Annotated in this window: 10 protein-coding genes; 8 read left to right on the top strand and 2 right to left on the bottom strand. The window is 72.1% G+C overall.

The window, feature by feature from the left end:
• Positions 1-105 precede the first annotated feature (105 nt).
• The 6 genes from scy (at position 106) to ACFW22_RS02255 (ending at position 9482) form a co-directional block, all read left to right on the top strand.
• Positions 106-4431, top strand: a complete 4326-nt coding sequence (gene scy / locus ACFW22_RS02280; protein WP_386397603.1) for a polarized growth protein Scy — start codon at positions 106-108, stop codon at positions 4429-4431.
• 114 nt (positions 4432-4545) lie between these two features.
• A complete protein-coding gene (locus ACFW22_RS02275) occupies positions 4546-5481 on the top strand; it encodes a cellulose-binding protein (RefSeq protein ID WP_386397600.1) in 936 nt (311 codons plus the stop codon).
• Between the two features lie 75 nt (positions 5482-5556).
• The gene (locus ACFW22_RS02270; protein ID WP_386397597.1) at positions 5557-6525 is read left to right on the top strand and encodes an ABC transporter ATP-binding protein; all 969 of its coding nucleotides are present in this window, start codon (positions 5557-5559) and stop codon (positions 6523-6525) included.
• A gap of 3 nt (positions 6526-6528) precedes the next feature.
• Positions 6529-7308 carry an ABC transporter permease subunit gene (locus ACFW22_RS02265; RefSeq protein ID WP_386397595.1) on the top strand — a complete coding sequence of 260 codons (780 nt, stop codon included), beginning with the start codon at positions 6529-6531 and terminating at the stop codon, positions 7306-7308.
• Positions 7309-7497: 189 nt separating this feature from the next.
• Positions 7498-8649 carry an ABC transporter ATP-binding protein gene (locus tag ACFW22_RS02260; protein WP_386397592.1) on the top strand — a complete coding sequence of 384 codons (1152 nt, stop codon included), beginning with the start codon at positions 7498-7500 and terminating at the stop codon, positions 8647-8649.
• The gene (locus tag ACFW22_RS02255) at positions 8646-9482 is read left to right on the top strand and encodes an ABC transporter permease (RefSeq protein ID WP_386397589.1); all 837 of its coding nucleotides are present in this window, start codon (positions 8646-8648) and stop codon (positions 9480-9482) included. Before ACFW22_RS02260 ends, ACFW22_RS02255 begins: the two co-directional genes overlap by 4 nt.
• Before the next feature lie 15 nt (positions 9483-9497).
• On the opposite strand, the gene ACFW22_RS02250 is transcribed toward ACFW22_RS02255, so the two are convergent.
• Complete coding sequence (locus tag ACFW22_RS02250) at positions 9498-9824, bottom strand: ATP/GTP-binding protein (protein WP_386398013.1); 327 nt, start codon at positions 9822-9824, stop codon at positions 9498-9500.
• A 198-nt stretch (positions 9825-10022) separates the two neighbouring features.
• On the opposite strand from ACFW22_RS02250, the gene ACFW22_RS02245 reads away from it, so the two are divergent.
• Positions 10023-11057 (top strand): LLM class flavin-dependent oxidoreductase, encoded by a 1035-nt coding sequence (locus ACFW22_RS02245; protein WP_386397583.1) that lies wholly within the window; start codon positions 10023-10025, stop codon positions 11055-11057.
• Positions 11058-11220: 163 nt separating this feature from the next.
• Here the strand turns inward: ACFW22_RS02245 and ACFW22_RS02240 are convergent, their stop codons facing one another.
• On the bottom strand, positions 11221-11613 hold the full coding sequence (locus ACFW22_RS02240) for an SCO5389 family protein (protein WP_017236120.1): 393 nt from the start codon (positions 11611-11613) through the stop codon (positions 11221-11223).
• Between the two features lie 239 nt (positions 11614-11852).
• Here ACFW22_RS02240 and nucS point away from each other — a divergent pair, with 239 nt between their 5' ends.
• Entirely contained in the window at positions 11853-12524 is a 672-nt protein-coding gene (nucS, locus tag ACFW22_RS02235) for an endonuclease NucS (RefSeq protein ID WP_386397579.1), read from the top strand.
• The last annotated feature ends 47 nt before the right edge of the window (positions 12525-12571 follow it).

The raw sequence follows: 12571 nt of genomic DNA, 5'->3' as shown, positions 1-12571 counted from the left end.
CCCGGGGGGGCCGTCCTCAGCCGTGAGGGCGTGCTCGTTGGAGTGTTGCGACCAGGGTTGGGGTCTCCCCTGCTCGAAGAGCTCGGGGAAGGATGGGACCGCGCAGTGCGGGGCTACGAACGCCAGGAGAGCCACCGAGCTGAAGACGACCATCTCGCCAGGTTCGAAGCCGAGATGGACCGGCTGAAGACGGAGCGCGAGAAGGCCGTCCAGCATGCCGAGGACCTCGGCTACCAGGTCGAGGTGCTGCGCGCCAAGCTCCACGAGGCGCGCCGCACCATCGCGTCCCGGCCCGCGTACGACAGCGCCGACATCGGCTACCAGGCCGAGCAGCTGCTGCGGAACGCACAGGCGCAGGCCGAGCAGCTCCGCCAGGACGCCGAGCGGGAACTGCGCGAGGCCCGCGCCCAGACCCAGCGCATCCTCCAGGAGCACGCCGAGCACCAGGCGCGGCTCCAGGCCGAACTGCACAACGAAGCCGTCCAGCGCCGCCAGCAGCTCGACCAGGAACTCAACGAGCGCCGCCAGACCGTCGAGGCGCACGTCAACGAGAACGTCGCCTGGGCCGAGCAGCTCCGCGCCCGTACGGAGGCCCAGGCCCGCCGTCTGATGGAGGAGTCCCGCGCGGAGGCCGAGCAGGCGCTCGCCACCGCCCGCGCCGAGGCGAACCGGCTCGCCGAGGAGACCAGCCGCCGGGTGGGCAGCGAGGCGGAGGCCGCCCGCGCCGAGGCCGAGGCGATCCTGCTGCGGGCCCGCAAGGACGCCGAGCGGCTCCTGAGCACCGCCTCCAGCCAGGCCCAGGAGGCCACCAGCCACGCCGAGCGGCTCCGCACCACCACCACCGCCGAGACCGACCAGGCCCGCCGGCAGGCCACCGAGCTCTCCCGCGCCGCCGAACAGCGCATGCAGGAGGCCGAGGAGAAGCTCCGGCTCGCCCGCACCGAGGCCGAGAAGTCCCTCGCCGAGGCCAAGGAAGCCGCCGCCAAGCAGCTCGCCTCCGCCGAGTCGGTCAACGAGCAGCGCACCCGCACCGCCAAGGTGGAGATCGCCCGCCTCGTCGGCGAGGCCACCAAGGACGCCGAAGCCCTCAAGGCAGAGGCCGAGGAGAAGCTCCGCGAGGCGAACGCCGCGGCGGAGAAGCTCGTCACGGAAGCCACCGAGAAGGCCCGCGCCGCCGCCGCCGAGGACTCGGCCGCCGCACTCGCCAAGGCCGCCCGCAGCGCCGAGGAGATCCTCAGCAAGGCGTCCGAGGAGGCCCGCGAAACCACCCGCAAGGCAGCCGAGGAGGCCGAGCGGGTCCGCCGCGAGGCCGAGACCGAGGCCGACCGGCTGCGCGCCGAGGCCGGCGAGCAGGCCGACGAACTACTCGGCTCGGCCAAGGACGACACCAAGGAGTACCGCGCCAAGACCGTCGAGCTCCAGGAGGAGGCGCGTCGACTGCGCGGCGAGGCGGAGCAGCTGCGCGCCGAAGCCGTCGACGAGGGCGAGCGGATCCGCGGCGAAGCCCGGCGCGAAGCCCTCCAGCAGATCGAGGAGGCGGCGAAGACCGCCGAGGAGCTCCTCACCAAGTCCCGCACGGACGCCGACGAGCTCCGCGCCAAGGCCGGCGCGGAGGGCGAACGGGTCAAGTCGGAGGCGATGGAGCGCGCCCAGACGCTCCGCACCCAGGCCGAGGAGACCCTGGAGCGCACCCGCGCCGAGGCCGAGCGGCTGCGTGCCGAGGCCGATGACCAGGCCGAGGCGGTGCGGGCCGAGGCGGAGCGGGCCGCCGCCGGGGTGCGTGCGGACGCCGAGCGGGCCGCCGAGGCGCGCCGCTCGGAAGCCGCCCAGGAGCTGGCCCGGCTGCAGGCCGATGCCGATGCGAAGGTGGCGTCCGCCGGGGAGGAGCTCGCCGACGCCCGGGCCGAGGCGGAGCTGATCCGCCGCGAGGCCGCCGAGGAGACGGAACGCCTGCGGACCGAGGCCGCCGGACGGATCCGCTCCCTGCGGGAGCAGGCCGAGGAGGAGGCCGAACGGCTGCGTGCCGAGGCCGCGACGGACGCGTCCACCACGCGCACCGAGGCGGAGGGCGCCGCGGTGCGGCTCCGCACGGAGGCGTCCGAGGAGGCGGAGCGCCTGCGGTCGGAGGCCCAGGAGACCGCCGACCGGCTGCGGGCCGAAGCCGCCGCCGCCGCCGAGCGGGTGGCCGCCGAGGCCGCCGAGGCGCTGGCCGCCGCCCAGGAGGAGGCGACGCGGCGACGCCGGGAGGCGGAGGAGACCCTGGAGTCGGCCCGCTCCCAGGCCGGCCGGGAGCGCGAGCACGCCCGCGAACAGTCCGAGGAGCTGCTCGCCGCCGCCCGCAAGCGCGTCGAGGAGGCGCAGGCCGAGGCGCAGCGCCTGGTCGAGGAGGCGGAAGCCCGGGCGACCGGGATGGTCGCCGCGGCCGAGCAGGCCGCGCAGGAGGTGCGGGACGCGGTGGCGGGCCTGCGCGAGCAGGCCGAGGAGGAGGTTTCCGGGCTGCGTTCGGCCGCCGAGCACGCGGCCGAGCGGACGCGGACCGAGGCGCAGGAGGAGGCGGACCGGGTCCGCGCCGATGCGTACGAGGAGCGCGAGCGGGCGTCCCAGGACGCCGTCCGCACGCGGGAGCGCGCCCAGGAGGAGTCGGAGGCCGCGAAGGCGCTGGCCGAGCGGACGGTCAGGGAGGCCCTGACCGAGGCGGAGAAGCTGCGGACGGACACCGCCGAGTACGCGCAGCGGGTGCGGACCGAGGCGACCGATGCGCTCGCCTCGGCCGAGCAGGACGCGGCCCGCAGCCGCGCGGACGCCCGGGAGGACGCGAACCGGATCCGTTCGGAGGCCGCCGAGCGCGCCGAGGCGACGGTCGGCGAGGCCCGTGCGGAGGCCGAGCGGATCGCCGCGGAGGCCGCCGAGCTCCTGGGCGACGCCGAGCAGGAGTCCCAGCGGCTGCGCACCGAAGCCGAACAGGTCAAGGCCGACGGCGAAGCACAGGCGGAAGCCCTCCGGGCCGAAGCCCGGACCGAGGGCGAGCAGCTCCTCGACGAGGCCCGCAAGGCCGCCGACAAGCGCCGCACCGACGCCGCCGAACAGGCCGACACCCTCATCGGCGAAGCCACCACCGAAGCCGAACGCATCACCACCGAAGCCACCGAGCTCCTGCACGACGCCGAGCAGGAGTCCCAGCGGCTGCGCACCGAAGCCGAACAGGTCAAGGCCGACGGCGAAGCACATGCGCAGGCCCTGCGGAACGCCGCGCTCGCGGACTCCGACCAGATCCTGGACGAGGCCCGCAAGGCCGCCGACAAGCGCCGCACCGACGCCGCCGAACAGGCCGACACCCTCATCGGCGAAGCCACCACCGAAGCCGAACGGATCGTGAACGAGGCCGCCGAGCTGGCCGACTCGGTCGGCGCGGACGCCCGTGCCGAAGCGGGCCGGACGGTCGACGCCGCCGCGGAGGAGGCGGAACGGCTGCGCTCCGAGGGGGCCGAGGCGATCGCCGAGGCCCTGCGGGACGCGGAGCGGATCCGTACCGAGTCGGAGCGGGTGAAGGCGGAGGCCGCCGCGGCGGCCGAGCAGATGCGCACGGAGGCCCGCGAGGAGGCGGACCGGACGCTGGACGAGGCCCGGGAGGCCGGGGCCCGGAAGCGCTCCGACGCGGCCGAACAGGCCGACACCCTGATCGCCAAGGCCCGGGAGGAGGCGCTGCGCGCCACCACGGAGGCCGAGTCGCAGGCGGACACCATGGTCGGCGCGGCCCGCAAGGAGGCCGAGCGGATCGTGGCCGAGGCGACCGTGGAGGGCAACTCGCTGGTGGAGAAGGCCCGTACGGACGCGGACGAACTGCTGGTCGGCGCGCGCAGCGACGCGACGGCCATAAGGGAGCGCGCCGAAGAGCTGCGGGGCCGGATCGAGGGGGAGATCGAGGAGCTGCACGAGCGGGCGCGACGCGAGACGGCCGAGCAGATGAAGACGGCCGGCGAGCGGGTCGACAAGCTGGTGAAGGCGGCCGAGGAGCAGCGCGCCGAAGCGCAGGAGAAGGCGAAGGAGCTGGTCTCCGACGCGACTTCGGAGGCGAGCAAGGTCCGCATCGCCGCGGTCCGCAAGGCGGACGGGCTCCTCAAGGAGGCCTCGCAGAAGAAGGCCTCGCTGATCGCGGAGGCCGAGGCCATCAAGGCGGAGGCCGAGCGGATCCGGGCGGAGGCCGCGGCCGAGGCGGAGAAGACGGTCGCGGAGGGGCAGCTCAAGCTGGAGGCGCTGACGCGACGGCGCAAGGACATCAATGCCGAGATCTCCCGTGTCCAGGACGTGCTCGAAGCGTTGGAATCTTTCGAGGCTCCTTCCGGGGGGAGCAAATCGTCCGGGCCGATCGGTGCCAAGGCGGGCGCGTCCGCGGGTTCCACTCGTTCGAGTGGCAAGTCCCAGGACGGCTAGCCACTCAAAAGGTTGGACATTCTCCAGATCAAACGGGCATACGCTCGATGACACGCCGCTTCGGCCCCTAGGATTCCTTCTAACACCTCACCGGTCTCATTCGACAGGAACCCCATGAGCGACACTTCCTCCCCCTTCGGCTTCGAGCTCGTGCGGCGCGGTTACGACCGCGGTCAGGTGGACGACCGCATTACCAAGCTCGTGGCCGACCGTGACAGCGCCCTGTCCCGCATCACCTCGCTGGAGAAGCGGATCGAGGAGCTCCACCTCGAAACGCAGAACGCCCAGGCGCAGGTGACCGACGCCGAGCCGTCGTACGCAGGTCTCGGCGCCCGGGTCGAGAAGATCCTCCGGCTCGCCGAGGAGGAGGCGAAGGACCTGCGCGAGGAGGCCCGTCGCGCCGCCGAGCAGCACCGCGAGCTGGCCGAGTCGGCCGCCCAGCAGGTGCGCAACGACGCGGAGTCCTTCGCGGCCGACCGCAAGGCCAAGGCCGAGGACGAGGGCGTCCGGATCGTCGAGAAGGCTCAGGGCGAGGCCAACACGCTGCGCGCCGAGGCGCAGAAGGACGCGCAGTCGAAGCGTGAGGAGGCGGACGCCCTCTTCGAGGAGACCCGCGCCAAGGCCGCCCAGGCCGCCGCGGACTTCGAGACGAACCTGGCGAAGCGCCGCGAGCAGTCGGAGCGCGACCTGGCCTCGCGGCAGGCGAAGGCCGAGAAGCGCCTCGCCGAGATCGAGCACCGCGCCGAGCAGCTCCGGCTGGAGGCCGAGAAGCTGCGCACGGACGCGGAGCGCCGGGCCCGTCAGACGGTGGAGACCGCGCAGCGCCAGGCCGAGGACATCGTGGCCGACGCGAACGCCAAGGCCGACCGCATCCGTTCGGAATCGGAGCGCGAGCTGGCGGCGCTGACGAACCGCCGCGACTCGATCAACGCGCAGCTGACCAACGTCCGCGAGATGCTGGCGACGCTGACCGGTGCCGCGGTGGCGGCGGCCGGCTCGCCGATCGACGACGAGCGCGCCGCCGGCGTCCCGGCCCAGCAGTCGAGGTAACGGCTCGGCAGCAGCTCCCGGAACCCTCCGTCATTCCGGTGGCGGAGGGTTTTGCGCGCCCGTAGGTTGGTGCGCATGATCGAGCTTGAGGGGCTGACGAAGCGGTACGGGACGAAGGTGGCGGTCGACCACCTGTCCTTCCAGGTCCGTCCGGGCGTGGTCACCGGCTTCTTGGGGCCGAACGGGGCGGGCAAGTCGACGACGATGCGGATGATGCTGGATCTGGACAACCCGACGAGCGGGACCGTCCGGATCGACGGGAAGCACTACCGGGAGCTGGACGAGCCGCTGAAGTACATCGGGGCGCTGCTCGACGCCAAGGCGATGCACGGCGGCCGGTCCGCGTACAACAACCTGCTGTGCCTGGCGCAGTCCAACCGGATCCCGGCGAGCCGGGTGGGCGAGGTCCTCGACCTGGTGGGTCTGACGGCGGTCGCGCAGAAGAAGTCGAAGGGCTTCTCGCTCGGCATGGGGCAGCGGCTCGGCATCGCCTCGGCGCTGCTCGGCGATCCCGAGATCTTGATGTTCGACGAACCCGTCAATGGTCTGGACCCCGAGGGCATTCACTGGATCCGCAATCTGATGAAGGCATTGGCGGCCGAGGGGCGGACGATCTTCGTCTCCAGTCATCTGATGAGCGAAATGGCCCTGACGGCAGATCATCTGATCGTGATCGGGCAGGGAAAGTTGTTGGCCGACACGTCGATGGCGGATTTCATCCAGCAGAATTCCCGGAGTTATGTGCGGATGCGTTCGCCGCAGCAGGAGCGACTGCGCGACGTGCTCCACGCGAACGGCTTCCTCGCGGTGGAGGCGGGCGGCGGCACCCTGGAAGTGGACGGGGCCACGACGGAGAAGCTGGGTGAGCTGGCGGCGGAGAACGGGCTCGTGCTGCACGAGCTGAGCGCACAGCGCGCCTCCCTCGAAGAAGCGTTCATGCAGATGACCGCCGCCGCGGTGGAGTACCACGCGCACGGGACCGACGTACACGGCGGCGCCGCGGCGCCGGCCCCCTCATGGGGCACGACCTCCGAGGGAGCCTGATCGATGGCAGCGGCAAGCGCGGTCCTCCAGTCCGAGTGGACCAAGATCCGAACGGTGTCGTCGACCGTCTGGACGCTGGCCTGTGCCCTCCTCGTCACGGTGGCGATGAGCGCGGCCCTGAGCGCCCTGATGAAGGCACAGTTCGACAACCTCTCCGAGGTGGAGCGGGCGACCTTCGACCCGACCCTGATCAGCTTCTCCGGGATGGTGCTCGGTCAGCTGGCCATGGTGGTCTTCGGCGTCCTGGTGGTCGGGACCGAGTACACCTCGGGCATGATCCGCACCTCGCTGGCGGCGGTCCCGCAACGGGCCTCCTTCCTCTTCTCCAAGGTCGCGGTGGCCGGTGCGCTCGCCCTGGCCGTGGGAGTGGCGACCAGCTTCCTCTCCTTCTTCCTGGGCCAGGCGCTGCTGGGGGAGCACCGCACCACCCTCGGTGCGGACAACGTGCTGCGGGCGGTGATCGGCGGCGGGCTCTACATGGGCCTGATCGCGATCTTCTCGATGGGCGTGGCGACGATGCTGCGCTCCTCGATGCTGTCGCTGGGCATCCTGATGCCGTTCTTCTTCCTGATCTCGCAGATCCTCGCGGCGGTCCCGAAGGCCAAGGAGGTCGCCCGCTACTTCCCCGACCAGGCCGGCTCCAAGGTCATGCAGGTGGTGCCGGAGGCGATGGGGTCGGACAAGACGCCGTACGGTCCCTGGGGCGGACTCGGGATCATGGTGCTGTGGGTGGTGGCCTCGCTGCTGGGCGGCTATCTGGTGCTGCGGAAGCGCGACGCCTGACCGTCGGGCGCACCCGCCCCACCCCCTGGGGGAGAACCCCGAGTTTTCCCCTAGGGGGCGTACCACGGCATTCTCTGCTTGGCCGGAACCGTCAAGGCCTGGATAAGCTCCTCACTCATACGGGGGGCTCCGGCCGACGGCCGCCACGCCCCGACATGGATGCGACCGACCTGTCGATGGGGCTGGAGAATGATCGAGGCAGTCGGCCTGACGAAGCGCTACGGCGCCAAGACGGCCGTGTACAACCTTTCCTTCACGGTGAGGCCCGGTGTCGTCACCGGTTTCCTGGGGCCCAACGGGTCCGGCAAGTCGACCACGATGCGCATGATCCTCGGGCTCGACCGGCCCACCGCGGGGCACGTGACGATCGGCGGCCACCCCTTCCGACAGCTGCCGAACGCGCCCCGACAGGTCGGCGCGCTGCTCGACGCCAAGGCCGTGCACGGCGGCCGGAGCGCCCGCAGCCACCTCCTCTCCCTCGCCCAGCTGGCCGGCATTCCGGCGCAGCGCGTGGACGAGGTCCTCGGGGTGGTCGGTCTCCAGGACGTCGCCAAGCGCCGCTCGAAGGGCTTCTCGCTCGGCATGGGGCAGCGGCTCGGCATCGCGGCGGCGCTCCTCGGCGACCCGCAGGTGCTGCTCTTCGACGAGCCCGTCAACGGTCTGGACCCCGAGGGCATCCTCTGGGTCCGGAACCTGATGAAGAAGCTGGCCGCCGAGGGCCGCACGGTCTTCGTCTCCAGCCATCTGATGAGCGAGATGGCGCTGACGGCCGACCACCTGATCGTGATCGGCCGGGGGCAGTTGCTCGCCGACATGCCCGTGAAGGACTTCATCTCGGCGAACTCCGCCGACTTCGCCCGGGTGCGGACCCCGGGAACCGAGCCGGCGCAGCGCGAGAAGCTGACCTCGGCCCTCACCGAGGCCGGCGGCCAGGTGCTGTCCGAGCCGGACGGGGCGCTGCGCGTGACGGGTCTGCCGCTGCCGCGGATCAGCGACCTGGCGCACGACGCGGACGTACGGCTCTGGGAGCTCTCCCCGCACCAGGCCTCCCTGGAGGAGGCGTACATGCGCCTGACGCAGGGGGCCGTGGACTACCGCTCCACCGACGACCGCCTCGCCCATCTCCAGCAGCCGCTGCAGCCGGGCCAGCCGGGGTACGGGATGCCGCCGCAGCCGCCCGTCCAGGACGTGCCGCTGCAGGGCTGGTACGCCCCGCCGCCGCCCGGACAGAATCCTTACGCCGGGGCTCCGCAGGCCCCCGCGCCCGGCCCGTACGCTCCTCCGGCCGGCGCACGGCCGAACCCCCCGCAGCCGAGCGACACCCCCAAGGACGCCCGATGACCGCCCCCGCTCCCCACCACGCCTCCGCGGCGCAGGCCTACGTCTCCCCCATCCCGGTGCGCGCCGCGCACCTCGGTGACGCGCTCGCCTCCGAGTGGACGAAGATCCGTTCGGTGCGGTCGACGATGTGGACGCTCGGCGTCATGATCCTGCTGATGCTCTCCATCGGGCTGGGCATCGCGGCGATCGCCGCTGCCACCGACGCCCCGATGGGCGAGGAGTCCGCGCTCGGCTTCGGTTTCTTCGGGATGCTGCCCGCGTCGATCTGCGTGATCACGCTGGGCGTCCTGACGATCGCCTCGGAGTACGGCACGGGCATGATCCGCACCACCCTGACCGCGTGCCCGAGCCGGGCCCGGGTGCTCACGGCGAAGGCCCTCGTCTTCTTCCTGCTGGTGTTCTCGGTCACCACGGTGATGGCGACCCTGGTGGCGGTGGTGCAGGTGGCCATCGTCAGCGAGGCGGCGACGCCGACGGCGGGCGAGTGGTTGCGGGCGACCGTCGGAGCGGGTGGCTACCTGGCCCTGCTCGGTCTGCTGTCCCTCGCGGTGGGGACGCTCATCCGGCACTCGGCCGGCGCGATCACGGTGATGATCGGCCTGCTGCTGCTGCCGCTGGTGGCGGCGCTCTTCATGTTCTCCGAGGCGCTGCAGTCGGTGCAGAAGTTCCTCTTCACCTACGCGATCCCCTCGCAGATGATCGCGCTGTACAGCGAGACCGCCCCGTTCGGCGATTCCGGCCCGGCGGGCTGGGAGCCGCTGCTGATCATGGCCGTGGTCGTCGCCGCTGCGCTGGGCGGTGCCTACGCCCTGCTGAACAGCCGGGACGTGTAGGGCTTCGACGGGGGCTCAGTACCTCGGCGCGTTGCGGGACCGCTGCACCCTGCTGGTGCGGCGGTCCTTCGCGTTCCAGCAGGCCTTGTGCCAGTGCCGGCGGTCGTCCACTCCGCCGTACTCCGGCCAGGCGACCACGTGCGGGGCGCCGGACGGGATCTCCTGGTCACAGCCGGGGCAGCGGTAGCGCTTGCCGGGGGCGCTGGCTCCGGCGACCAGGCGGACGTTCCATTCCTCGCCCTGCCAGGTCTCGGTGCGCTGCGCACCGCCGTACCGGTCGCCCTGGTCGCCCTGCGGCTCGGGCTTTCCGCGGTGGCGGGACCGGTTGTGACGCGGGGACACGGGCACCTCGCAAAGGTCGGGGGGACACGGACCGTTCCCTCCAGCCTACGGGCCGCCATCGGGTGCCCCCGGCCGCGCCCGGAGCGGCTTAGCCGAAAATCGCAAGAACTTCACGGATGGCCGTTGCCTTTGGCACGTGTCAGACGTTGTTGCCAGTGCGAGGGGAGATACGCGTCGGCCGCAAGGAGGCAAAAGGCGATGCGCGTGGGTACGTTCGTTCTGGCAGCCCAGTTCCCGGGCCAGGGCCAAGGGGAGGCGTTGCACCGGGCGGTGCGGACCGCCGAGGTAGCCGAGGAGGCGGGGCTCGATGCGGTCTGGTTGGCCGAGCACCACTTCGTGCCGTACGGGGTGTGCCCCTCGGCCGTGACCCTGGCCGCGCTGCTCCTCGGCCGCACCCGACGGCTGCGGGTCGGCACCGCGGTGAGCGTGCTGCCGTCCGTCCATCCGGTCGCCCTGGGCGAGCAGGCGGCGCTGCTGCACCTGGTCTCGGGCGGCAGGTTCACCCTCGGGGTGGGGCGGGGCGGCCCCTGGGTGGACCTGGAGGTGTTCGGCGCGGGCCTGGAGGCGTACGAGAAGGGCTTCCCCGAATCGCTGGACCTGCTGTTGCGGTGGCTGACGGAGCCGCGGGTGGACGCCGCGGGAGAACGGTTCGCCTTCCGTGAGGTGCCGGTGGTGCCCCGCCCCGACGAATTGATCGGCGGAGCGGCCTCCCCCGAGGTGGTGGTGGCCTGCACCTCGCCGAAGAGCGTGCGGCTCGCGGCGGAACGCGGGCTGCCGATGCTGCTGGGCATGCACTGCGGCGACGAGGAGAAGGCGGAGATGGTCGCGGCCTGGGCCCGGTGCGCCCGGGAGGCCGGACGGGACCCGGACGAGGTCGCCCGGATCGGCGGCTGCCACGTCTCGGCGGGGGTCGCCCAGCTCGCGGACCGGACGGCGGACGCGGCGGAGTCCTTGGTCAAGGCGATGCCGGGCTGGCTGAAGCAGGGGCTCGACGCGCATGTGACGGTGGACGGACGGCACCGGGCGATGCGGGACCCCGTCGCATACACGGAACTGTTGTGCGGGCTGCACCCGGTGGGCACTCCTCGGCTGGCGGCGGACCGGCTTGCGGCGACCGCGGAGCGCACGGGCATCACCCGCTTCGCCCTGCTCGCGGAGGGGTCGGGCGACCTCGCGGACACCGAGGAGAACGTCCAGCGCCTCGGCGCGGAGGTCCTGCCGCTGCTGGTGTGACGGCGGGCGACGACGACACCGACGAGACGGGAGCGAGGGGTGTGGCGGGGGCACAGAACGCCACGCCCCGGACCGTGCTGCCGCTCCGGCACCTCTTCGCGGCGATGCGCGTCGGCTCGCATCGCCCGCTGTCTCCCGCGATGGGGAGCGGCAGCACCATGTCTCAGCAGTCGCGCAGTTCCGGCGACTGGTTCAGCAGCTGTCCCCGGACGGACGTGAAGCGGGCGAGGCGCTCGTCCACCGCCGGGTCGAGCGGGAAGACCGCCACGCGGTGGCAGTTCTGGAAGGCGAGACGCACCCCGAAGTGCCGCTGCAGCGCACCACGAATGGCATCGCTCGCAAGTGCGCGCAGCAGCTGACCACGTGCCTGCTCATTCGGCGGCGGCGTCTGGTTGTCGGCGAACTCTCCGCCGTCCACCTTCAGCTGGGCCACCAGAGAACTGATCATCTCCCATGCGTAGGGCAGGGAGGTCCGGACGCAGTCGACGAAGTCGGCTTCGTCGACCTCGCCTCGCTCGGCCTGTTCCAACAGTGCCGGTGAGACGTCGAGCGACATGGGTTCTCCTCTCGCGACCCCGCGGACGGGGCCTTGCGGGCAGGGACGAAGGCCGGGCCGTGCGCCACGCAGCGTGCACGGACGACGACCTCCAGCTTCCACGGTAAGCGCGCAGTCCGGGCCGCACCAGAAGATTGGGCATACAACCGGCTGATAAACGACGGGTGTTCGGCCAACGATCACCCCCGTCTGCTGCCCGAATCGCGCGGAAGAGCGCCCGTCTTGTAGCGTTGGCGACCATGCGTCTCGTCATTGCCCGTTGCTCCGTGGACTACGCGGGCCGACTCACGGCCCATCTGCCCTCCGCGCCCCGTCTGATCCTCGTCAAGGCAGACGGCAGCGTCTCCATCCACGCGGACGACCGGGCCTACAAACCGCTCAACTGGATGTCTCCGCCGTGCACCCTGAAGGAGGGCGCGGACGGCGAGGAGGGCGTCTGGACCGTGATCAACAAGGCCGGCGAGAAGCTGATCATCACGATGGAGGAGATCCTCCACGACTCCTCGCACGAACTGGGCGTGGACCCGGGCCTCATCAAGGACGGCGTGGAGGCGCACCTCCAGGAGCTGCTCGCCGACCGCATCGAGACCCTCGGCGAGGGGTACACCCTGATCCGCCGCGAGTACCCGACCGCGATCGGCCCCGTGGACATCCTGTGCCGCGACGCGGACGGCGGCACGGTCGCGGTGGAGATCAAGCGGCGCGGCGAGATCGACGGCGTCGAGCAGCTCACCCGCTATCTGGAGCTGCTGAACCGCGACCCGCACCTGGCGCCGGTGAAGGGCGTCTTCGCGGCCCAGGAGATCAAGCCGCAGGCACGGGTGCTCGCGACGGACCGCGGCATCGGCTGTGCGGTCCTCGACTACGACGCCCTGCGGGGCATCGAGGACGACAAGCTGCGGCTGTTCTAGCAGCGGCAGCAGGAGCAGTACGGGGGCGGCCCCGGGCGCGGTGGACG

The organism is Streptomyces sp. NPDC058872 (assembly GCF_042743065.1).
Lineage (GTDB): Bacteria > Actinomycetota > Actinomycetes > Streptomycetales > Streptomycetaceae > Streptomyces.
Note: the sequence above shows the minus strand (reverse complement) of the source record. Positions and strands in the feature narration are given on the sequence as shown.

Coding starts and splice junctions, on each gene's coding strand:
- ACFW22_RS02270 (WP_386397597.1), top strand. CDS start 5,557: ATGATCGAGCTTGAGGGGCTGACGAAGCGGTACGGGACGAAGGTGGCG.
- nucS (WP_386397579.1), top strand. CDS start 11,853: ATGCGTCTCGTCATTGCCCGTTGCTCCGTGGACTACGCGGGCCGACTC.
- ACFW22_RS02255 (WP_386397589.1), top strand. CDS start 8,646: ATGACCGCCCCCGCTCCCCACCACGCCTCCGCGGCGCAGGCCTACGTC.
- ACFW22_RS02275 (WP_386397600.1), top strand. CDS start 4,546: ATGAGCGACACTTCCTCCCCCTTCGGCTTCGAGCTCGTGCGGCGCGGT.
- ACFW22_RS02260 (WP_386397592.1), top strand. CDS start 7,498: ATGATCGAGGCAGTCGGCCTGACGAAGCGCTACGGCGCCAAGACGGCC.
- ACFW22_RS02265 (WP_386397595.1), top strand. CDS start 6,529: ATGGCAGCGGCAAGCGCGGTCCTCCAGTCCGAGTGGACCAAGATCCGA.
- ACFW22_RS02245 (WP_386397583.1), top strand. CDS start 10,023: ATGCGCGTGGGTACGTTCGTTCTGGCAGCCCAGTTCCCGGGCCAGGGC.
- ACFW22_RS02240 (WP_017236120.1), bottom strand. CDS start 11,613: ATGTCGCTCGACGTCTCACCGGCACTGTTGGAACAGGCCGAGCGAGGC.